16 protein-coding genes are annotated in these 21,427 nt (G+C 70.1%); 7 read left to right on the plus strand and 9 right to left on the minus strand.

Features of this window, described 5'->3' with window-relative positions:
• Positions 1 to 68 precede the first annotated feature (68 nt).
• Together QF037_RS28425 and dacB are read left to right on the plus strand one after the other, a co-directional pair.
• Positions 69 to 1,034, plus strand: coding sequence for an extracellular catalytic domain type 1 short-chain-length polyhydroxyalkanoate depolymerase (locus QF037_RS28425; RefSeq protein WP_307029960.1), 966 nt, complete (start codon positions 69 to 71; stop codon positions 1,032 to 1,034).
• A 46-nt stretch (positions 1,035 to 1,080) separates the two neighbouring features.
• Complete coding sequence (gene dacB, locus QF037_RS28430) at positions 1,081 to 2,637, plus strand: D-alanyl-D-alanine carboxypeptidase/D-alanyl-D-alanine endopeptidase (protein WP_307029962.1); 1,557 nt, start codon at positions 1,081 to 1,083, stop codon at positions 2,635 to 2,637.
• A gap of 25 nt (positions 2,638 to 2,662) precedes the next feature.
• On the opposite strand, the gene QF037_RS28435 is transcribed toward dacB, so the two are convergent.
• The 7 genes from QF037_RS28435 to QF037_RS28465 form a co-directional block, all read right to left on the minus strand.
• Complete coding sequence (locus tag QF037_RS28435; protein WP_307029964.1) at positions 2,663 to 5,569, minus strand: glycoside hydrolase family 3 protein; 2,907 nt, start codon at positions 5,567 to 5,569, stop codon at positions 2,663 to 2,665.
• A 59-nt stretch (positions 5,570 to 5,628) separates the two neighbouring features.
• Complete coding sequence (locus QF037_RS28440; protein ID WP_307029966.1) at positions 5,629 to 6,639, minus strand: LacI family DNA-binding transcriptional regulator; 1,011 nt, start codon at positions 6,637 to 6,639, stop codon at positions 5,629 to 5,631.
• Positions 6,639 to 8,888 (minus strand): alpha-xylosidase, encoded by a 2,250-nt coding sequence (gene yicI / locus QF037_RS28445; protein ID WP_307029967.1) that lies wholly within the window; start codon positions 8,886 to 8,888, stop codon positions 6,639 to 6,641. Before yicI ends, QF037_RS28440 begins: the two co-directional genes overlap by 1 nt.
• A gap of 11 nt (positions 8,889 to 8,899) precedes the next feature.
• Entirely contained in the window at positions 8,900 to 9,724 is an 825-nt protein-coding gene (locus tag QF037_RS28450) for a carbohydrate ABC transporter permease (RefSeq protein ID WP_307029970.1), read from the minus strand.
• Positions 9,721 to 10,665: a carbohydrate ABC transporter permease gene (locus tag QF037_RS28455; protein WP_307029971.1), complete on the minus strand. Its 945-nt coding sequence runs from the start codon at positions 10,663 to 10,665 to the stop codon at positions 9,721 to 9,723. Before QF037_RS28455 ends, QF037_RS28450 begins: the two co-directional genes overlap by 4 nt.
• On the minus strand, positions 10,662 to 11,933 hold the full coding sequence (locus tag QF037_RS28460; protein ID WP_307029973.1) for an ABC transporter substrate-binding protein: 1,272 nt from the start codon (positions 11,931 to 11,933) through the stop codon (positions 10,662 to 10,664). The genes QF037_RS28455 and QF037_RS28460 overlap by 4 nt, the downstream gene beginning before the upstream one ends.
• A 324-nt stretch (positions 11,934 to 12,257) precedes the next feature.
• Entirely contained in the window at positions 12,258 to 13,514 is a 1,257-nt protein-coding gene (locus QF037_RS28465) for an MFS transporter (RefSeq protein WP_307029974.1), read from the minus strand.
• A gap of 83 nt (positions 13,515 to 13,597) precedes the next feature.
• Between QF037_RS28465 and QF037_RS28470 the strand changes: the two genes are divergently transcribed.
• From QF037_RS28470 to QF037_RS28485, 4 genes are all read left to right on the plus strand, one after another.
• Complete coding sequence (locus QF037_RS28470) at positions 13,598 to 14,569, plus strand: LysR family transcriptional regulator (protein ID WP_307029976.1); 972 nt, start codon at positions 13,598 to 13,600, stop codon at positions 14,567 to 14,569.
• A gap of 197 nt (positions 14,570 to 14,766) precedes the next feature.
• Complete coding sequence (locus QF037_RS28475; RefSeq protein ID WP_307029979.1) at positions 14,767 to 15,615, plus strand: hypothetical protein; 849 nt, start codon at positions 14,767 to 14,769, stop codon at positions 15,613 to 15,615.
• On the plus strand, positions 15,615 to 17,810 hold the full coding sequence (locus tag QF037_RS28480) for a glycosyltransferase (RefSeq protein WP_307029980.1): 2,196 nt from the start codon (positions 15,615 to 15,617) through the stop codon (positions 17,808 to 17,810). The genes QF037_RS28475 and QF037_RS28480 overlap by 1 nt, the downstream gene beginning before the upstream one ends.
• Complete coding sequence (locus QF037_RS28485; protein WP_373463825.1) at positions 17,807 to 19,060, plus strand: acyltransferase family protein; 1,254 nt, start codon at positions 17,807 to 17,809, stop codon at positions 19,058 to 19,060. The genes QF037_RS28480 and QF037_RS28485 overlap by 4 nt, the downstream gene beginning before the upstream one ends.
• A 149-nt stretch (positions 19,061 to 19,209) precedes the next feature.
• Here the strand turns inward: QF037_RS28485 and QF037_RS28490 are convergent, their stop codons facing one another.
• Both QF037_RS28490 and QF037_RS28495 read right to left on the minus strand, forming a co-directional pair.
• On the minus strand, positions 19,210 to 19,446 hold the full coding sequence (locus tag QF037_RS28490) for a helix-turn-helix domain-containing protein (protein ID WP_307029985.1): 237 nt from the start codon (positions 19,444 to 19,446) through the stop codon (positions 19,210 to 19,212).
• Complete coding sequence (locus QF037_RS28495) at positions 19,446 to 20,069, minus strand: DUF2975 domain-containing protein (protein ID WP_307029987.1); 624 nt, start codon at positions 20,067 to 20,069, stop codon at positions 19,446 to 19,448. Before QF037_RS28495 ends, QF037_RS28490 begins: the two co-directional genes overlap by 1 nt.
• Before the next feature lie 271 nt (positions 20,070 to 20,340).
• Here QF037_RS28495 and QF037_RS28500 point away from each other — a divergent pair, with 271 nt between their 5' ends.
• Positions 20,341 to 21,258, plus strand: coding sequence for a hypothetical protein (locus QF037_RS28500; protein ID WP_307029988.1), 918 nt, complete (start codon positions 20,341 to 20,343; stop codon positions 21,256 to 21,258).
• The last annotated feature ends 169 nt before the right edge of the window (positions 21,259 to 21,427 follow it).

Here is a 21,427-nt window from a genome sequence, read left to right on the forward strand (position 1 = left end):
GTCGGCCCGCCCGTTGTGGTGCGCCACCCCATATCGGGGGCTCGTTCACGCTTCTACGGTCCCTCCTCATGACACAGACCAGAGCCGCGACCCTGCTCACCGTCCTGACGGCCCTCCTCGCCGTCCTCCTGACCCCGACGCCCGCCTCCGCCGCCTCCGTCCAGGAGGTCACCGGGTTCGGGACCAATCCCGGCGCGCTGCGGATGTTCCGGTACGTCCCCGACGGGCTGCCCGCCGGGCGCCCCGTCGTCGTCGCGCTGCACGGGTGCACACAGAACGCCTCCGGATACGGCACCGGCAGCGGGTGGACGCAGCTCGCCGACCGGTGGGGTTTCTCCGTGGTGCTGCCGCAGCAGCAGTCCGCCAACAACGCCTCGCTCTGCTTCAACTGGTTCCAGAGCGGCGACATGGCACGCGGCCAGGGCGAGGCCGCGTCCGTCGCGCAGATGGTGGAGCGGCAGGTCGGCGATGTCTCCGGTGGGCCGGTGCATGTCACCGGGCTGTCCGCCGGGGGCGGGATGACCGCCGTGATGATGGCCGCGTACCCGGAGAAGTTCACCGCGGGCGGGATCGTCGCCGGGCTGCCGTACGGGTGTGCGCAGGCCGCCGGGTCGCCGTATGTGTGCATGTATGTCGGGGCCACGCAGACGCCGGGCCAGTGGGGCGACCGGGTGCGGGCCGCGCGGCCCGGGTACGCCGGGCCCTGGCCGAGGCTGGTCGCGTTCCAGGGGACCGCCGACTACACCGTGAAGCCCGTGAACATGAGCGACCTCGTCGAGCAGTGGACCGATGTACAGGGCGGCGACCAGGTCGCGGACGTGAGTGACACCGTCGCCGGGTATCCGCATCGGACGTACACGAACGCGGGCGGCGACACCGTCGTCGAGACGTACAGCATCACCGGCATGGGGCACGGGCAGCCCGTCGACCCCGGGAGCGGGAGCGCGCAGTGCGGGACCGCCGGGGCGTACATCCTCGATGTGAACCTGTGTGCCGCGTACCGGATGGGTGCCGCGTGGGGGCTGAACGGCTGAGAGGCGTTCTGGTGAGGAGCGCCGGGATCCGGAATGCTCGGCCGGCATGAACCCCCACAGAGGCAAATGGACTTGGGCCGTCACCGTGGCGCTCGTCGCCGCCGTCCTCGGCCCCGGCGCGCAGGCCGGAGCGGACTCGGACCGCTCCGGCCTTCCCGAGGCCATCGACACCGTCCTGGGCGACGCCCGTATGGAGGGCGGGGTGGCGAGTGTCGTCGTCGCCGATGCCGCGACCGGTGAGCTGCTGTACCAGCATCTGCCGAGCACCCGACTGATGCCCGCCTCCAACACCAAGCTGTCCACCTCGGCCGCCGCGATGGAGATCCTCGGGCCCGGGTACCGGTTCACCACGGACGTCCTGGCCCACGGGCGACGCTCGGGCTCCGTGCTCCGCGGCGACCTCTACCTCCGCGGCACCGGCGATCCGACCCTGCTCGCCGCCGACTACGACAGGCTCGCCGCCCAGGTCGCCGCGTCCGGCGTCACCCGCGTCGACGGGCGGCTGATCGCCGACGACACCCGGTTCGACGCGCAGCGGCTCGGGCGCGACTGGGCCTGGGACGACGAGTCGTACTACTACGCGGCCCAGATCAGTGCGCTGAGCGTGGCCCCGGACACCGACTACGACACCGGGACCGTGATCGTGACGGTCGCCCCGGGGGCGGCGGTGGGGGACGAGCCGGTCGTCACTGTCACACCCGACACCGACTACGTCGAGATCGACGTGCGGGCCACGACCGTCGCCGCCGGTGGTGCGAACGCCCTCGCCGTCGAGCGGGAGCACGGCAGGAACGACATCGTCGTCAGCGGTACGACACCCGTGGGCGGCGCGGGTGCCAAGGAGTGGATGACCGTCTGGGAGCCCACCGGATACGCGGCCGACGTCTTCCGGGACGCGCTCGCCGACCACGGGATCAAGGTCACCGGACCGAACCGGCTCGGACGTCAGACACCGGTCGGAGCGAGGCCTTTGGCGTCGCACGACTCCATGGCGCTCAAGGACCTGCTGATCCCGTTCATGAAGCTGTCCAACAACATGCACGCCGAGATCCTCACCAAGGCCATGGGCTACGAGGTGTCGCAGCAGGGCAGTTGGAGCGCCGGGCTCGCCGCGATCGCCGGATATCTCAAGGGCATCGGCGTCGACACCGCCAAGGTGCGGCAGGTCGACGGTTCGGGGCTGTCGCGGATGGACAACTTCCCCGCCGGTCAGCTCGCCGAGCTGCTGCTCGCCGTGCGCGCCGAGCCCTGGTACGCGGACTGGAAGCGCTCGCTGCCGGTCGCCTGCGACCCGGACCGGTTCGTCGGCGGCACGCTGCGGACGCGGATGTGCGGGACGGCCGCCGCCCTCAACGCACGGGCGAAGACAGGGTCGTTGACGGGGGCGTCGGCGCTCTCCGGGTACGTCACGGACGCCGGTGGACGTGAGCTGGTCTTCAGCATTGTCCTGAACAATTACCTGGCGTCCTCCGTGAAGCCGCTGGAGGACGCCATCGTGGTCACGCTCGCGAAGTCGACGGAGGAGGCCGCCACGCTGGTCGAGCCGCGGACAGCGCGTGGCGGCGACCTCGAGTGCGCGTGGCGCAAGCCCGTCCTCTGCTGAGGCGGAGGGCCTGCGCCACGCGGTCTCAGTCCAGGCTGAACGTCGCCAGGCGCAGGCCCTGTCCCTTCAGCACCAGGTAGACGTCGGTACGGCCCTTCGCCGCGCGCGAGAGGTCGGCGGTCACCGTCTCGTAGGCGTACGGCGACGAGGTGCCGCCGAAGGCCGCCGTACCGACGAGGGTGCCGGTCGGGGAGCCCAGCCGGACCTCGACCGTGCCGGACGCGCCGGCCACGCGGGCCGTGAACTTGGAGGCGCCCGAGCCGAGTCGGGCGTCGCCGTACTTCAGCCACGCCCGGTCGGCCGTCACCCCCACCGCCGTACCGCGTTCCTTCGACTCGTCGACGAGACGCGTGCCGTCGTAGTCGTCGAAGTTCTCGGCGCGGGTCGTGCGGGAGAGGTCGCGGGCCGGGATCGTCTCGCCGGACACCTGCCAGGCCGTGCCGGTGCGGATGTCGGCGGAGGAGGAGCCGACAAGGATGTCGTAGGTGCCCTGCTCCACCACCCACTTGGAGCGCGTGACGTCCCAGTGCGCGAGGTCCTTCTTCGCCAGCTTCAGCTTGACCGTCTTCGTCTCGCCCGGCTTCAGCGTCACCCGCTGGAAGGCCTCCAGCTGCTTCAGGGGCTGCTTGTCGCGGGAGACACGCTGGTGGGCGTAGAGCTGGACGACCTCGTCGCCGGTGCGGCTACCGGTGTTGGTGACCTTCACCTCGTAGCCGTCGGCCGTCTTGTGAAGGCCGCCGTAGCGGAAGGACGTGTAGGAGAGCCCGTGGCCGAAGGGATAGAGCGGGCTGCCCTTGAAGTACTGGTAGGTGCGGTCGGACTTGATGATGTCGTAGTCGAGGATCGACGGGAGGTCCGACTCCGAGCGGTACCAGGTCTGGGTGAGGCGGCCCGAGGGGTTGGCGTCGCCGTAGAGGAGGTCGGCGAGGGCGTTTCCGGTCTCCTGGCCCGCGTGCGAGGTCCACAGGACGGCCGGGACCTCCTTCTGGAGGGCGCCGAGGGTGGTCGGGTAGCTGTTCTCGACGATCACCACGACCCGGGGGTTGGCCGCCTTGACCGCCTTGACCAGGGCTTCCTGTGCGGGGGCCAGGCCCATGTCGGTGCGGTCGTGGGCCTCGCGGCCGTTGATCGACGGGTTGGAGCCGACCACGACCACCGCGTGGTCCCTGCCCTTGACCGCGGCCACGGCCTCGTCGACGCCGCTGCGGACGACGTCCTTCGTGTAGTGCGCGGCGGCGTCCTTCGCGACCAGGCCGAGCGTGCCGTCCGCACCGGTCGGGCCGAGGTAGACGGGGTTGCCCCACCACGGCTCCTCGGTCTCGTAGCCGGCGTAGCGCAGGAGGTAGGTGCCGTCCGCCTGCTCCTCCAGCTTGAACTGCTGCTGGACGTACCAACCGTTCGGCTGCACCTGGTCGTTGACGAAGTTCGCCCAGTTGTAGCCGACGTACTTGCCGTTGGCGGCGGAGCGCAGGGTGACGATGCCCGCGCCCCAGTCGAAGACGTCGAACTGGGCGCTCGTGTCCGAGGCGGACGTCTCCTTGAGCGGCTCGCCGTCCGCGTCCGTGCCCGCTGTGACGTAACGGCCCGTCTCCGCGTTCTTCAGCGCGATCCGGTCGACGCCCTCATCGGTCGTGACAGGGGTGCCGAGTTTGGCCGCGATGCCGTCGGCCGGGGTGACCGCGTAGGGGAGCGTGCCCGAGTACCAGTCGGTGTAGAGGGTGTCGGCGAGCGGGCCGACGACGGCGACGTCCTTCGCGGACTTCTTCAGCGGCAGGGTGCCCGCCTGGTTCTTCAGCAGCACGGCACCTTCCGTGGCCGCCTTGCGCGCCAGCTTCTGGTGGGCGGGGCTGTTGATGACGGATGTGTCGATCGCGCCGTACTTGCCACCGCCCGGGTCGAACTCGCCGAGCCGGACGCGCACGGACAGGATGTGCCCGGCGGCCTCCTCGACGTCCGACTCCTTCAACAGGCCCTGTTGCAAGGCGGATGTGATCGCTCCGGTCGTCACCGAGGAGTTCGCGTCGTTGTCGGTGAAGCTGTCGATGCCGGCCTTCATGGCCGCGGCGTCGCCCTCCGTCACGCTTGGGTAGTACTTCTGGTCGCCGGGGAGGTTGCCCGGGGCGAAGGCGTCGGTGACGTTCAGGAGGTCGTAGGAGGTCCACTTCCGTACGACGCCGTCCAGGTCCGGATTCACCGTCGCGGGGCGGCCGTTGACGAGGTTGTACGAGGACATGACCCCCGTCGCCGCGTTCGCCTCGATCGCCGGTTTGAAGGCCGCCTCGTCGTACTCCTTCGCGACCCGCGGGCGCAGGTCGGAGGAGGTGGTCGTGCGGTGCCACTCGTTGTTGTTGGCGAGGTAGTGCTTGAGGGTGGGCGCGGTCTTCAGGTGATCGGGATCACCGCCGGTCAAGCCCTTGCCGTACGCCGTCGACAGGGCGCCGGTCAGTGCGGGGTCCTCGCTGTAGCCCTCCTCGTTGCGGCCCCAGCGCGGGTCGCGGAGCAGGTTCACCACGGGCGCCCAGAGGTTGAGGCCCCAGCCCGCCGGGCGTTCCCGCTGGAAGCCGCGTGCCTCGTCGCCGACCGCCGAGCCGACCTGTTCCATCAGGGCCGGGTCCCAGGTGGAGGCGAGCCCGACGGCCTGGGGGAAGACGGTGGTCTCGCCGAGCCAGGCGACGCCGTGCAGGGCCTCGGTGCCGGTACGGAAGGACTCGATGCCCAGGCGGGGGATGGCGGGCTGGTACTGGTGGAGGAGGGAGATCTTCTCGTCGAGGGTCAGCCGGTCCAGCAGGTCGTCGACGCGCCGGTCCACGCTGAGGGAGGGGTCGCGGAAGGGATACGGGGTCTCGGCGTGGGAGGGCACAGTGGCGCCGAGCCCTGCGATCAGGGCCAGCGCCACCACGAGTGTGGATCTGCGTCTCTTGCGGCCTTTCATGTCACGGCTCCTTCGGGTAGGGCCTTGCATCTACGGGCACACAGGGGCATCCGTGGGGGTCAGGGGGCGTTCCTCGGCGCCGTGCTCGCGCGTTCCGTCATGCGGGGCGGCAGCAGCGTCGCCTCGGGCACCGTCTTGTGGTCGAGCTTCTTCATCAGCAGCTCCACGGCCCGGGTGCCGACCTCGGCGGAGGGCAGGTCGACCGAGGTGACGGGGACGCGGAGGTTCCCGGCGAGTTCGTCGGGGCAGATGGCGGTGACGGAGAGATCGGCGGGGACCCGCAGGCCGAGCTGCTCGAAGGCGTCGATGAGGGGTTCGAGGATCGCCTCGTTGTGGACGACCACCCCGGTCAACGCGGGCTGCTCGCGCAGCAGTTGCTCGGCGACCTGGCGGGCGGCGGCGGGCGAGGCCTCGCACGAGTGGACCGAGGAGGCGAGCCGGCCCCGGTCCGCGGCGGCGGTGAAACCCTGGACCACGCGCTGGGCGAACGCGGTCTGGCGGACGTACACCTCCGGCGGCGACCCGACCAGCGCGACCACCCGGTGCCCGAGCCGCGCCAGATGCTCCACGCACGCCTCGCCGGCCGCCTTGAAGTCGAGGTCGATGCAGGTCAGACCGTCCGCCTCGGCCGGGAACCCGATCATCACCGACGGCCGCTCCAGCGAACGCAGCAACGGCAGCCGGGGGTCGTCGAGCTGGACGTCCATGACGATCATCGCGTCCACCAGTGCCGTGTCGGCGACCCGGCGCAGCCCGTCCTCGCCCTCCTCCTGCGTCAGCAGCAGCACGTCATGGTCGTGTCGCCGTGCCGTCGTCACCACCGACACCGCGAACTGCATCACCACCGGGACGTGGATCCCGGTGCGTAAGGGCACCACCAGCGCCAGCACGTTCGATCTGCTGCTGGCCAGGGCCCGGGCACCCGCGTGCGGCCGGTAGCCCAGTTCGCGGATGGACGCCTCGACGCGCTGCCGGGTCTCCTCGGAGATCGGGCGCTTGCCGCTGAGCGCGTAGGAGACGGTGCTGGGGGAGACGCCGGCGTGCCGGGCCACATCAGTGATCTTCACCATCAGCCCAGCTCCACCGTGAGAAACCCGGTCCCGGCCTGCGCCCGCCCGACCCGCTCCCCGGCCGCCAGCGCCCACGGCGCCGAAGGGTCGCTGCACGAGGCCCGCATCGTGTCCCCTTCGCGTACGACGGTGTAGGCCACGTCCCCGATCCGTACCGTCACCTGGGCGCCCCGCTCCAGGCCGTAGGCCCGCAGGGTCACTCCGTCGGCGTGGTCGTAGTCGGGCCGGTCGGCCACCGCGCCGACCGGGATCACCGCACCGGGCCGTACGAGCAGCGGCACGCTGAGGAAGCCGTGTTGCTCGCGGACCCAGCGCGGGCCGGTGACCGTCCGCCCGCTGACGAAGTGGGTCCAGGTGCCTTCGGGGACGTAGTACGCGACGTCGTCGGAGTCGCTGAACACCGGCGCCACCAGCAGATCGGGGCCGAGCATGTACTGCCGCTCCAGATGCGCGCACCCGGGGTCGTCCGGGAACTCCAGCACCATCGCCCGCATGACCGGCACGCCCTCGGTGTGGGCGGTGCGGGCGGCCTCGTACAGATACGGCATGAGCTGGAGCTTGAGCCGGGTGAAGTGCCGCAGCACGTCGACCGATTCCTCGTCGAAGAGCCACGGGACGCGGTACGACGAACTGCCGTGCAGCCGGCTGTGGGAGGACAGCAGGCCGAAGGCCAGCCACCGCTTGAACAGCGACGGTGTCGGGGTGCCCTCGAAGCCGCCGATGTCATGGCTCCAGAACCCGAACCCCGAGAGGCCCAGCGAGAGTCCGCCGCGCAGTGACTCCGCCATCGACTCGTACGTCGCCTCGCAGTCGCCGCCCCAGTGGACCGGGAACTGCTGGCTGCCCGCCGTCGCGGACCGGGCGAACACGACCGCCTCCTCCTCGCCCCGGTGCTCGCGCAGCACGTCGAAGACGGTGCGGTTGTACAGATAGGTGTAGTAGTTGTGCATCCGCTCCGGGTCCGAGCCGTCCGACCAGGCCACGTCGAGGGGCACCCGCTCACCGAAGTCGGTCTTGAAGCAGTCGACGCCCTGCGCGAGCAGCCCCTCCAGCTTGGACGCGTACCACTCGCGCGCCGCCGGGCTGGTGAAGTCCACGATCGCCATCCCCGGCTGCCAGAGGTCCCACTGCCAGATCCTGCCATCCGGCCGCTTCAGCAGATGCCCGAGCGCCTTGCCCTCCGCGAAGAGCGGGGAGCGCTGGGCGATGTACGGGTTGATCCAGACACAGACCCGCAGCCCTCGCTCCTTGAGCCGCTTGAGCATGCCCTCGGGGTCCGGGAACACCCGTGGGTCCCACGCGAAGTCGCACCAGTTGTGCTCGCGCATCCAGAAGCAGTCGAAGTGGAAGACGGAGAGCGGGAGTTCGCGTTCCCGCATGCCCTCGATGAAGGAGGTCACCGTCTCCTCGTCGTAGGAGGTGGTGAAGGAGGTCGACAGCCACAGGCCGAAGGACCAGACGGGCGGGAGGGCCGGGCGGCCGGTCAGGGCCGTGTACTTGCGGAGGATGTCCTTCGGCGTCGGGCCGTAGATGACGTAGTACGTCAACTGCTGGGTCTCCGCGCTGAACTGCACCCTGGAGACCGCCTCCGAGGCGACCTCGAAGGAGACCTTGCCCGGGTGGTCGACGAAGACGCCGTAGCCCGCGTCCGTCAGATAGAACGGGACGTTCTTGTAGGCCTGTTCGGTGGTCGTGCCGCCGTCGGCGTTCCAGATGTCGACGACCTGGCCGTTCTTGACCAGCGGGCCGAATCGCTCGCCGAGGCCGTAGACGCTGGTGCCGACCGTGAGGTTGAGCTGCTCGCGCAGATAGTGGCCGCCGGCCGCGTCCCGCATGATGCCCATGCTCTTGTGGCCGCTGCTGGTCAGGACCCGGCCGTGGGCGCGGAAGTCGAGGTGCCAGGGGCCCTCGGTGGCGAAGCGGACCGAGAGGGCGCCGGAGGTCAGGATCGCGTGGTCGTCGTCGTAGGAGATCTGTGCGGCGGGGTGGTCCGTGCTGAGCTCGAACGCGGGTCCGGTGGGCTGCTCGCCCTCGAAATGGGTGAAGGTGACGCCCACGACGTCCGGCATCGGTGTGTGGGCGTTGATGGTCATGACCGGTCCCGTCATCAGGTCGCCGCGGCTGAGGATGGGCCGGGAGGGTGCGTGGATCTCCAGACCGGACTCGGTGGGGGTGACGTCGAGGACCTGGGCGGGGTGGTCCGCCGTGACGCCTTCGCGCAGCAGCCAGTAGCCGTCGGTGAACTTCATGTGGGGGGTCCTTATTTGACGGCACCCACGGCGATGCCGCGGGTGAGGGTCCGCTGGAACAGAAGGAAGAAGACGATGGCCGGGAGGACGCCCAGGAGCGCTGCCGCGTTGGTCATGGTGGCGTCCATCAGGCGCTGGCCCTGGAGGACCCCGAGGGCCACCGACACCGTCTGGTTGTCGTTGGAGATCAGCATGACCAGGGGGAGCAGGAACTCGTTCCAGGTCCAGATGAAGAAGAAGACCAGCAGCACGCCGATGGTGGGGCGGCTCACCGGGACGACGATCCGCCACAGGATCTGCCACTTGTCGGCGCCGTCGATCTTCGCGGCCTCGATGATCTCGCGGGGGAACTGACCGAGGACGGAGGAGAGGAGGTAGGTGCCGAACGCCGCCTGGATCACCGTGAACACGATGATCACGCTGAGCCTGGTGTCGTAGAGCCCGGCTTCCTTGCTCAGGTAGTAGATCGGGTAGACCAGCGCCTCCTGCGGCAGCATGTTCGCCAGGACGAAGAAGGCCAGCACCCAGGTGCGGCCCTTGATGCGGCCGATGCCGATCGCGTACGCGTTGAGGACGGACAGGATCACCGCGAAGACCGCGACTCCGCCGCTGATCAGCAGGGAGTTGAAGAGCTTCTGGCTGTAGTCGACGCGCTCCCAGAAGTCCTTCAGACCGTCCAGGTAGAGGCCGTCGGGGAGGCTCAGCGGGCCGTTCTGGGAGTACTCGGCGGGGGACTTGACCGCGTTGACCGCGACGATCAGGAAGGGCACGACCATGAAGAGGGCCGCGACGCACAGGGCGACGAGGACGGGATAGCGGCGTAGTGCGGTGCTCATGCTGTCCCCTCCGCGCGGGTCTGGAGCTTCAGGCCGATCAGCGAGAGGGCCAGGATGATCACGGTGAGGACGGTGGAGATGGCGGCGCCGTAGCCGACCTGCGTCTTCTCGAAGAACGTGGTGAAGGAGAAGTAGGACGGGACGTTCGTGGCGCCGCCCGGGCCGCCCTTGGTCAGGACGTACACCGCTCCGAAGACCTTCAGCGCGGCGATCGTGCACCAGGTCAGGACGACGTAGATCTCCGGGCGGATCTGCGGCAGCGTGATGTGCCAGAACCGGCGCCACCAGCCGGCGCCGTCCAGCTCGGCCGCCTCGTGCAGCTGCGGGTCCACGCGTTGCAGGCCCGCCATGAAGATGACCAGCGGGAAGCCGAGTTGGACCCAGACCATCACGCCCATGACGCTGTAGAGGGCGATGTCGGGGTCGCCGAGCCAGTCCTGCCGCCAGCTCGACAGCCCTACGGCCTTGAGGAGTTCGTTGAGGGAGCCGTCGGTGGGAGCCAGGATCCAGCTCCAGACGATGCCCGCGACCGCGATCGGCAGGACCTGGGGGAGGTAGAAGCAGGCGCGCAGTACCGCGACGATCCTCGACCCGAAGTGCTTGCCGATGTAGTCGAACAGCGCGGCGGCCAGGACCAGTCCGACCGCCGTCGGTACGGCCGCCATGGCGACGACCATGAACAGGCTGTGCCGGAACGACTCCCAGAACTCCGAGTCGTCCATCAGCTCGCGGTAGTTGGCGAGCCCGGTCCAGCTGGGGGAGCCCACGCCCTGCCAGTCGGTGAAGCTGACGCCCGTGTTCATCAGGAACGGGACGACGATGACGGCGAGGAACGCGAGGACGCCGGGGAGGAGGAACAGGGCGTAGGAGTCGCGGGGGCGGCGAGGGTGACCGGCGTGGGTCTCTTCGCTGGTCACCCTCTTCTCGACGGTCACCGTCATTGCTTCGGCACGCCCTTGTCGTACGCCTCCTGGAGGGCGTCCAGATAGCCGTCCGGCTGCTCGCTGCTCGTGATCAGCTTCTGGGTCTCGGAGACGAGGACGTCGTAGTAGCCGGGGACCGGCCAGTCGGGGTAGAAGGCCAGACCGTCACGCTCGGAGAGCACGTTGAAGTTGTCGATGAGGGCCTTCGACTTCGGGTCGGTGATGGCGCTCGCGTCGGCCGCGACCGGGACACCGCCCTTGTTGCCGAGCAGGTTCTGGATCTTCTTCGACATGGTGATGTCGATGAAGTCGTAGGCCAGCTTCTTGTTCTTGGCGCCCTTGGGGACGACCCAGAGGTTGCCGCCGGAGCCGAGGGTGAGGTTCGAGTCGGGCCACAGGAAGGTGCCCCAGTCGAACTTCGCCTCGTCGACGAAGCGGCCGTACCACCAGCTGCCGGAGAACAGGATCGGCGACTTGCCCTGGATGAAGGAGACGCCCGCGTCCTCGGCCTTGGCGCTGCTGGAGGTCTTGGCGATGTAGCCCTTCTTCACCCAGTCCGCGAAGGTGTCGGCGGCGTGGCTCCAGGCGGTGTCGTGGAAGTCGGTCTTGCCCTTGTAGAGCTCGTACGAGTCGACCCAGGAGCGGTCGGCCTTCGACAGGGCGAGCTGGTAGAGGTACTGCTGGGCGATGTACTCGGCGCCGGCGTTGGCGAGCGGGGTGACCTTGTTCTGGACGAACGTGTCCATCGCGGCGGTCAGTTCGTCGAACGTCTTCGGTTCGGCGATGCCGTACTTGGCGAAGAGGTCCTTGTTGTAGAAGACCATCGTGTACTCGGCGTAGTTGGGGACGCCGTACCACTTGCCGGAGCCCATCACGCCGTTGGTGTCGTACATGCTGGTGGTGCGGACGCTCGCGCTGAGTTTCTTGTCCCAGCCGCGCGTGGTCGCCTCTTGGGTGAGATCGGTGAGGAGCCCTTGCTTGGACAGGAGGCCCGCCGTCGCGTTGCCCTTGTTGTACTCCATGACGTCGGGCGCGTCGGAGGAGTTGAGGACCATCGGGGCGGTCTTCTGGATCTGTTCGAAGCCCTTCTCCTCGAACTCCACCTTCACGCCCGGGTGCTTGGCCTTGAACTCCTTGATCGCCTCGTTCCAGGCCTGTCCCATCGCGCTGTTGGGGGCCTCGTAGTGCCACAGTTTGAGCGTCTTGCCGTCCTCGGAGGACCCACTGTCCGAGTCTCCGCAGGAGGCCAGGAGCAGTGACCCGGTCAGGGCCACCGCCGTCGCCATCACACGCCTTCGTGCCGTCAACATCCCGTGCCTCCAGGGAAGTTCGGAGCCGGATGGTTCTCGGGGCGGCGTCACGCGGCGGGGATCGACAGGGGTCGTCGAATCGATTCGATGCGTGACGTCGAAGCGCTTCGACGGGCGAAGGTATGTGCGAGCTGTGGGGGCGTCAATGGGGTGCGCGCGAATTGGGGTGCGGATCCGGGTGTTTCGCCCCCGCCGCCCCTACCCGTCCCGTCCCTGGGGGCTGCCGCCCCCAGACCCCTGCTTCGGCCCCGAAAGGGCCTCGTCCTCAAACGCCGGACGGGCTGAATTGCACCCCGGCGTTCAGCGGCCTACCGCCCGCCCCAGCGTGATCACCAGCGCCACCGCCGCCGCAGCCACCGGTACCCCGAATCCCGCCGTCGCCGAGACGTGTTCCGCCGTCCAGCCGCCGAGCGCGCTGCCCCCGGCGATCCCGCCGAGCAGGCCGGTCACGGCGAGGGTCATGCCCTCGTTGAGGCGGCCCTCGGGGGTGTGTTCCTGGACGAGCGTCATACCGGTGACCATCGTCGGCGCCGTCGCCATCCCGGCGATCAGCAGCGCGGCCGCGAGGACGAGCAGGGAGCCGGTCAGGGACGCGGCGAGCAGCGGCAGGGTCATCAGCGCGGTCATCGCGGCCACGCACCACGGGTAGCGCCGCTCGGCGGGACCGGTCGGCTTCCACGCGCCGTACAGCAGGCCGGCCGCGCAGGAACCGGCCGCCTGGAGGGCCAGGACGACACCGGCCGCCGAGGGGTGCCCCCGGACGTCCGCGAACGCGAGGGTGACGACCTCCATGGACCCGAACACCGCGCCCATGGCGAGGCAGACGGCGAGGAGCGCGGGGATGCCGGGGGCGCGGAGCGGGGCCTTGGTCCTGCGGAGCGAGCCGGACACCGGCGGCTCCGTCGACCGCTGTGCCGCGAACACCAGGATCCCGGTCACCAGCAGGGCCACCCCGACGAGCGTCCCCGCCCCCGGGAAGAGCCAACCGCACAGCACCACCGCCAGCACCGGGCCCAGCATGAAGCACAGTTCGTCCGCGGCCTGTTCGAAGGAGTTCGCGGTGTGCAGGGCCTTGTCGTCGCCCTTGAGCAGATGGGCCCAGCGGGCCCGGGACATGCCGCCGGTGTTGGGGGTGGTGGCGGTGGCGGCGTACGCGGCGAACAGCGTCCAGTCGGGGGCGCCCCGGTGCACGCACAGCACCAGGGCGAGCGAGCCCAGCGCCGCGAGCAGCGTGGCCGGTACGGCGACCCGAGCCTGGCCGTACCGGTCGACGAGCCGTGCCGTCCAGGGCGCGACCAGCGCGGTCGCCGCGAGGCCGGTCGCGGTGACGGCGCCGGCGAGGGCGTACGAGTCCCGGGCGGCGACGATCATGACGACCGCGCTCACGCTGAACATGCCCATGGGCAGGCGGGCGAGGAGGTTTCCGGCGGTGAAGGCGCGGGTGCCGGGGCGGGCGAAGAGCCGGCGGTAGGGGCCGGGTTCCCGGTGACGGGTCCGGGGGGTGAAGTCGACGGCGACGAGCGTGTCCGCGGTCGTCGTGAAGAGGGGTTGCGGCATGCGTCCACCGTCGCCCGGGAGTGATCAGGGGGTCCAACACCTGATCGGTGGGCATTCACGCACCTGCGTTGTAGGTTCGCGGGATGCCCGCCCCGACCCACCTCGACGCCCGCCTCCTGCGCGCCTTCCTCGCCGTCGCCGAGGAACTGCACTTCACCCGTGCCGCGGCCCGGCTCTACGTCGCCCAGCAGGCGCTCAGCCGGGACGTACGGCGGCTGGAGCGGGAGCTGGGTGCCGAGCTCTTCGTGCGGACCACCCGGCAGGTGACGCTGACGGCCGACGGGGAGCGGCTGGTGCCGCACGCCCGGCGGGTGCTGGACGCGCAGGACGCGCTGATCGCCGCCTTCGGACCGGTCCGGCCGTTGCTGGTCGACATCAACTCGCCGGGCCTGGGCACCGGCAGCCGGGTGCTGCACCGGGCCCGCGAACTCGCCCCCGACATCGAGCTGATGGCCCGCTACGAGAGCGGTCTGACCGGTGCGGCGGCCGAGGTGCTCGCGGGTCGCCTCGACGCCTCCTTCGGCCGGTACGCGGGGCTGGCCCCGGCGCTGCGGGCGGGCCTGGACCACCAGATCGTCCGCTTCGAGCCCATGGCGGTCGTGCTGCCCGAGGACCACCGGCTGGCGGCCTGGGCGGAGGTGCCGCTGGCCGAGCTGGCGGGGGAGGACGTGTACGCGGGCGCCGGAAATCCGCGTACGCCGGAGTGGACCGATCTCGCGCGCCGGCTGTTCGACGGACGGGGGATCGAGGTCGCCTCGCCCGCGCCCGTCGCGATCGGTCACGAAGAGTTCCGGCGTGTCATGGCCAGAACACGCAACCCGGTCCTCGCGGTGGTGGACTTTCCAGCCATGCCGAACACCGTGCTGCGCCCGCTCGTCGATCCGGTGCCCCTGTCACCCGTGTCACTGGTGTGGCGCAAGGGGCTGGTGCACCCCGGAATCGACGCGCTGCGCCGCGCGGTGGCCGAACTTTCCGCAGCCGAGAAGTGGCTTCACCGGCCCGCCGGGGCATGGATTCCGGCCATTGACATGAAGATCATCAATGTCCACAACTGACACACTGCAAACACACCGGCCGTCGGTGCGCTACATTCGTGGCCTGAGCACGCTGTGGTAAAGGGGGCGCTCGGGCCGGGTGGGGGCTCGGTTCGGTCGACGAGTGCTCGGCGTCGTATGCGCACCCAGAACTGTCCCGTGGGGGGATCTGCGTGCGCGAGAATTGGCGAGAAGACGCCCAACCGGAATGGCCCTCAGTGGCCTCCGGGACCAGGGAGTTCCCCGCGCCGGGGAACGGCACCCAGGCTTTTCCGGAGACCAGAGGCTCGGATGTCCTCGCGTCGGACCAGACCGAAGTGCTGCCCAGGGTGGGCCCCGAGGGGACGGCCTTCGCCGACCCGTGGAGCAACACCCATGACCCGCACGAGGTGACCGTCCAGCTGGACGCGGTCGCCCTGCGGGCCGACAACCGTCTGGTCGGCCAGGCCGGCGGCGACACCGCGGAGGGCTCCGACGGTCCGGTCTTCGTCGACGAGTCGGGCCGCAGAAGCCGCAGATACCGCCGTATCGGCATCTTCGTCGGACTCGCCTGCGCGATCTACGCCGTGGTCATCGTCACGACCCTGCTGTCCGGCAACTCCAACGCCCCCTGGCTGCCCGTACCGGGCCAGGGCGAGGGCCAGGAGGCCGGCCAGGTCGAGAACTCCCCGCTGCCCGGGGAAACGGTCCCGCCCACCGACGGCGGCACTCTCTCGCCCGGCGTCTCCCCGTCCCCGAGCGGCACCACGACGGTGTCGCCGGGCGCCGGCGCCACCGCGCCCGGCGCCACCGCGACCGCCCAGGACCCGGGCGCGGTGACGGCCCCGGAGCCGACGGCCACGAAGACCACCTCGGGCACCGGCAGCGACCCCACCCCGAACCCCGAACCGACCGAGCCGGCGACGAGCAGTCCGCCCCAGCCGACGCCCACCGAGGAGCCCACGCCCGACCCGACGGAGACACAGGTCGGCGACAACGGCGGCACCGGCACCGACACGGTGGCCGGCGGCGCGAACGAACCCGCGCCCCTCAGCACCACGACACCGTCCCCGGAGAGCACCGTCTGATGGCAACCCGCACCCGCCGTCCCCGGGCCGCGTCCCCGGCCCGCGGCGGCTCTCGGCGCCGCCTGCCCATGCGCCTGCTGCTGCCCTGCCTGATCCTCGTCGCCATGATGGCGATGCTGATGCTGCGCGGCTACGTCCACAGCGAGATCCTCGCCGACCACCGCGTCCAGGCCCCCGCCGCCTCCGACCGGGTCCCGGAGGAGATCCTCGAGGGCGGACCGGTCATCGACACCCGCAGCGGCCGCACCCAGAGCCTGAGCCTCCGGGACCACCGCCTCGTCCTCACCTTCGACGACGGTCCGGACCCGCAGTGGACCCCGAAGGTCCTGGACGTGCTGAAGGAGCACGACGCCCACGCGGTCTTCTTCGTCACCGGCACCATGGCCTCGCGCTATCCGGACCTGGTGCGGCGCATGGTCGAAGAGGGCCACGAGGTCGGCCTGCACACCTTCAACCACCCCGACCTGTCCTACCAGTCGAAGAAGCGGGTCGACTGGGAGCTGTCCCAGAACCAGCTCGCGATCACCGGCGCCGCCGGGATCCGCACCTCGCTCTTCCGCCCGCCGTACTCCTCCTTCGCCGACGCCATGGACAACAAGTCCTGGCCGGTCACCGAGTACATCGGCACCCGCGGCTACATCACCATCGTCAACAACACCGACAGCGAGGACTGGCGCAAGCCCGGCGTCGAGGAGATCCTCCGCAAGGCCACGCCCAAGGGCGGCAAGGGCGCGATCGTCCTGATGCACGACTCCGGCGGCGACCGCCACCAGACCGTGCAGGCGCTCGACCGGCTGCTGCCCCAGCTGAAGGCCGACGGCTACGAGTTCGACAGCCTCACCGAGGCCCTCGGCGCCCCCAGCGCGCACACCCAGGTCACCGGAGCCGAGCTGTGGAAGGGCAAGGCCTGGGTCTTCCTGGTCGGCGCCTCCGACAACATCACCGCCGTACTGGTGGTCGCCCTCGCGATCATCGGCTTCCTCGTCATCAGCCGCTTCGTCCTGATGCTCCTCCTGTCCGGCGTCCACGCCCGCCGGGTGCGGCGCCGCGGCTTCCGCTGGGGCAACCCGGTCTTCGAACCGGTGTCGGTGCTGGTACCGGCGTACAACGAGGCCAAGTGCATCGAGAACACCGTCCGCTCCCTGATGGCGAGCGAACACCCCATCGAGGTCATCGTCATCGACGACGGCTCCAGTGACGGCACCGCGCGGATCGTGGAGGCGATGGGCCTGCCGAACGTGCGGGTGGTCCGCCAGCTGAACGCGGGCAAGCCCGCCGCGCTCAACCGCGGTCTCGCCAACGCGCGTTACGACATCATCGTGATGATGGACGGCGACACCGTCTTCGAGCCCTCCACCGTCCGCGAACTGGTCCAGCCCTTCGGCGACCCGCGCGTCGGAGCCGTGGCCGGCAACGCCAAGGTCGGCAACCGGGACTCGCTCATCGGCGCCTGGCAGCACATCGAGTACGTGATGGGCTTCAACCTGGACCGCCGTATGTACGACATCCTGCGCTGCATGCCGACCATCCCCGGCGCCGTCGGAGCCTTCCGGAGGTCGGCTCTGGAGCGGGTCGGCGGCATGAGCGACGACACGCTCGCCGAGGACACCGACATCACCATGGCGATGCACCGCGACGGCTGGCGGGTCGTCTACGCCGAGAAGGCGCGGGCCTGGACCGAGGCGCCGGAGACCGTCCAGCAGCTGTGGTCGCAGCGCTACCGCTGGTCGTACGGCACCATGCAGGCGATCTGGAAGCACCGCAGGGCGCTGGTGGAACGGGGACCCTCGGGCCGCTTCGGCCGGGTCGGCCTGCCGCTGGTCTCGCTCTTCATGGTCCTGGCACCGCTGCTGGCCCCGCTGATCGACGTGTTCCTGATCTACGGCCTGGTCTTCGGCCCCACCCAGAAGACCGTCGTGGCCTGGCTGGGCGTCCTGGCGATCCAGCTGGTCTGCGCCGCCTACGCCTTCCGCCTCGACCGCGAACGCATGACCCACCTCATCTCGCTGCCGCTCCAGCAGATCCTGTACCGCCAGCTCATGTACGTCGTCCTCCTCCAGTCCTGGATCACCGCCCTGACCGGCGGCCGGCTGCGCTGGCAGAAGCTGCGGCGCACCGGTGTCGTCGAGGCACCCGGCGGCGCGGTACCGCGCCAGCGCGCGGGCAGCGGAAGCGACCGGAGGCCGGTGGGATGACCCAGGGAGCCAGTGGGATGACCCACGGACACACACAGCCGTACGAGGCACCCGCCGCGCCCGCGCCGACGGTGCCCGCACCTGCCGGGGCCGCCCCGAAGAAACCGGGCCGCGACCGCTATCTGGACCTGCTGCGCTCGATCGCCCTGGTCCGCGTGGTCGCCTACCACCTGTTCGGCTGGGCCTGGCTGACGGTCCTGTTCCCCTCCATGGGCGTGATGTTCGCGCTCGCGGGCTCGCTGATGGCGCGCTCGCTGAAGCGTCCGGCGTGGGGAGTGATCCGGGGCCGGATCAGGAGGCTGCTGCCGCCGCTGTGGGCGTTCAGCGCGGTGGTGCTGGCGCTGCTGTTCGCGGGCGGCTGGGACCTGTCGAAGGACCCGGACCACAGCGGGGCCTGGGGTCTGATCGAGATGGTCAACTACGTCATCCCGCTCGGCGCCCCGCCCTTCCCGTGGAGCATCGGCTCCCAGTCCGGGCTGCTGGAGAACACCTGGGCCGTACAGGCGGCGGGACCGCTCTGGTATCTGCGGGCCTACCTCTGGTTCGTCGTCGCCTCCCCCCTGCTGCTGTGGGCGTTCCGCCGGGCGCCGTGGCCGACACTGCTCGCCCCGCTGGGGCTGACGGCCGTCGTGGGTACGGGACTGGTCTCCATCCCGGGCGAGACCGGCAACGCGGTCACCGACTTCGCGGTCTACGGCGGCTGCTGGGTCATGGGCTTCGCCCATCACGAGGGTCTGCTGGCCAAGGTCCCGCGCTATCTCGCGGTCTCCTGCTCGGTGCTGCTGATGGCGTTCGGCCTGTGGTGGGCCTCGGGCCATCTGGGCCCCGACGGCTGGGACCTCAACGACATCCCGCTGGCCCAGGCCACCTGGTCCTTCGGTTTCGTGGTGATCCTGCTCCAGTACTCCCCGTCCTGGCAGGAGCTGCCGGGCCGGCTGGCGAAGTGGGACAAGCTGGTCACGCTCTCCAACAACCGCGCGGTCACGATCTACCTCTGGCACAACATGCTGATCATGGCCACGGTCCCGATCCTCGACCGGCTCTACGAGCTGCCGTTCATGCAGGACGACCGTGCGGTGTCCGCGCTGGACTCGACGTACATGATCTGGATGTTCTTCCTGGTCTGGCCGCTGATCGCGCTGGCGATCCTCGGTGTGGGCTGGATCGAGGACCTCGCGGCCCAGCGGAAGCCGCGGTTGTGGCCGGACGGGGCGAAGAAGAAGCGGGCACGGGCGGGGCACCGGGCCTGACCGGGTGCGCCCTTCCTCACCGGTCCGTGTGGCTCAGCGGCGCCTGAGCCACACGGCCGCTGCGACCAGCAGGGCGATCGGGGCGGTGGCGAAGACCGCGACGGCGGCGGCGGTGGCGGTGTCCATGGTGCTGAACATATGGGCCTCCTTCAGGGCTTGCGGTAGCTGAGCAGGTCGCCCGGCTGGCACTGCAGCACTTCGCAGATACGGGTGAGGGTGGTGAAGCGGATCGCCTTGGCCCGGCCGTTCTTGAGAACGGAGAGGTTGACGTTGGTGACGCCCACGCGCTGGGCGAGTTCGGTGACGGTCATACCGCGATCGCTGAGGAGCTTGTCGAGGTGGACCTCGATGTGGTGGTCCTCGTGGTCGTCGCCCGGGCCGGCCATCAGACGACTCCTTCGAGGTCCTCGCGCATGGCCGTGCCCGCGCGGGTGATCCGGGCGAAGGTCAGCAGACCGAGGCCGGTCAGCACGGCGAGGTAGGGGAAGTCCCACATCTGCAGCCAGGAGCCGGCCGAGAAGTCCGCGTCCTTGGACAGTTCCGCGAGCACGGCCGCCTGGGTGTTCGCCTGGACGAGTGCGACGACCAGGCTTCCGGCGAGCAGCCACCAGCCGAGCAGACGGAGCCGGGATGCCGTCAGGGTCGTGTGGACGCCGTCGCGTCCCGCTCCCTGGAGCAGTCGGTGCAACAGGAACAGGCTGCTGATCAGCAGAAGCGTCGAGGCTGTCGTGCCCAGTTCGGCCACGAGACGCAGGGCGGCGCCGGGGTTCTCGGCGCAGTAGTAGGGGACCGAGGCGATCTGCGCCCCGGGCTCGGGGGCGAAGCTGCCGGGGGCGACCGAGCTGGTGGTGGACTCGTCGGTGATGCAGACGCTCCCGCTGCCCCAGCTTCCCCGGACCACCGAGAGGATGAGCCCCGCCGTCGCGAGGCCGACCAGGATGCGCAGCGCTATGGACACCACCGTGGCCATGGGCTCGAGCATCTTGCGGTCATCGGTCACTTCGGTCATGGTTCCCCCGTCGGCTTATCGTTTATCGATGTTATCGAGAAACGATAAGCGCGAGGGGTGCGGGAAGCAAGCCCTGCCCGTTGTGGGTTACTTGTCGAGTGTGCTGACGTCCAGCACCTTCGCAGGCGGCCGGCCTGCCCTCGGTGCGCCGGACGGGCGTGCCAAGGTCCTGTAAACGCAAGGGGGCAGCGGTTTCCCTGCGCCGTACGGGCGTGCGAGACTGCGTCGGTTGCGGAAGTGAACGGGGTGGCCCGGTGGGGAGCGTACGGCTATGAGTAAGCGGCAAGTGCAGAAGATGCTCCGGTTGATGGCGAGCGGAGAGCCCGTGGAGCTCACCAGCGCCATGGCCTCCGTGAAGAAGCTCGGTCGACTTGCCTTCATCGCGCAGCAGTTCGGGTACGAGTACGCCGACGTACGGCAGAGCTCCGGACGCAACGGCGCGCTCATCATGCTGCTCGTCCCGGACCCCAGCCCGCAGGCCCGCACCCGGGCCGCCCAGAACTGGGCCCAGTATCCGAACGCGAGCGACGGGGTCTCCGTGCCGCCGCTCGTGCCGGACGCCTTCGAGCTGCTCAAGGCCCGCATCAACTTCGACCTCACCGGCAAGAACGCCGAGAAGCGCATGGGGTACGGCGCCCTCGGCGTCACCATCGGATGCGTGATCCTCGCGTTCCGGCTCGGCGGAAGCCCCGGCGACCTCGTCGCGGCGGCCGTCACCTGGGTCGTCTTCATGGCGATCTTCGGGATCGGTCTCCTCGTCACCCGTAAGCGCAACGCCAAGTTCGCGGCCCGGCTGCACGCCGCCGGGTTCACGCCCGTCAGCGACGAGAGCGGTCGGGTGCGGTATCTGCCGCCGGGGGCGCAGTACCCCGGGCAGCAGGCCAACCCCTTCGCGGCCGGCCAGTACGCCGGCGGTCCGTACGGCAACGCTCCGGCCGCACCGCCCGCCCCGGGCTACGGCCAGCAGCCGTACCCCCAGCAGCAGCCGCAGCCCTACGGCGCCCAGCCCGCGGCCGCCGCTCCCTACCCGCCGCAGCAGCCGTACCCCCAGCAGCCCCCGGCCCCCGGCCCGTACGCCGCCCAGCCGCCGTATCCCCAGCAGCAGCAGCCGTACCCGCCGCAGCAGCCCTACCCGCCGCAGCAGCCCTACCCCCAGCAGAACCCGAACTGGCAGTCCCCCCAGCACTGACCCGGCACGGCTTCCCACGACCGGCGACCGGCCCGGTGGGAGCTGTTCGTAACGTAAGACGACAGAACCTCTCATCCCGTGCTCGCGCGGGGTGAGAGCAAAGTTCCTTTCCGGTCACCGGGTGCCACAGCCAGGAAACGCGCCCTCCCTACCTTCGGGACATCACCGC

It is taken from the genome of Streptomyces canus (assembly GCF_030815415.1).
GTDB classification, from domain to species: Bacteria; Actinomycetota; Actinomycetes; order Streptomycetales; family Streptomycetaceae; genus Streptomyces; species Streptomyces canus_F.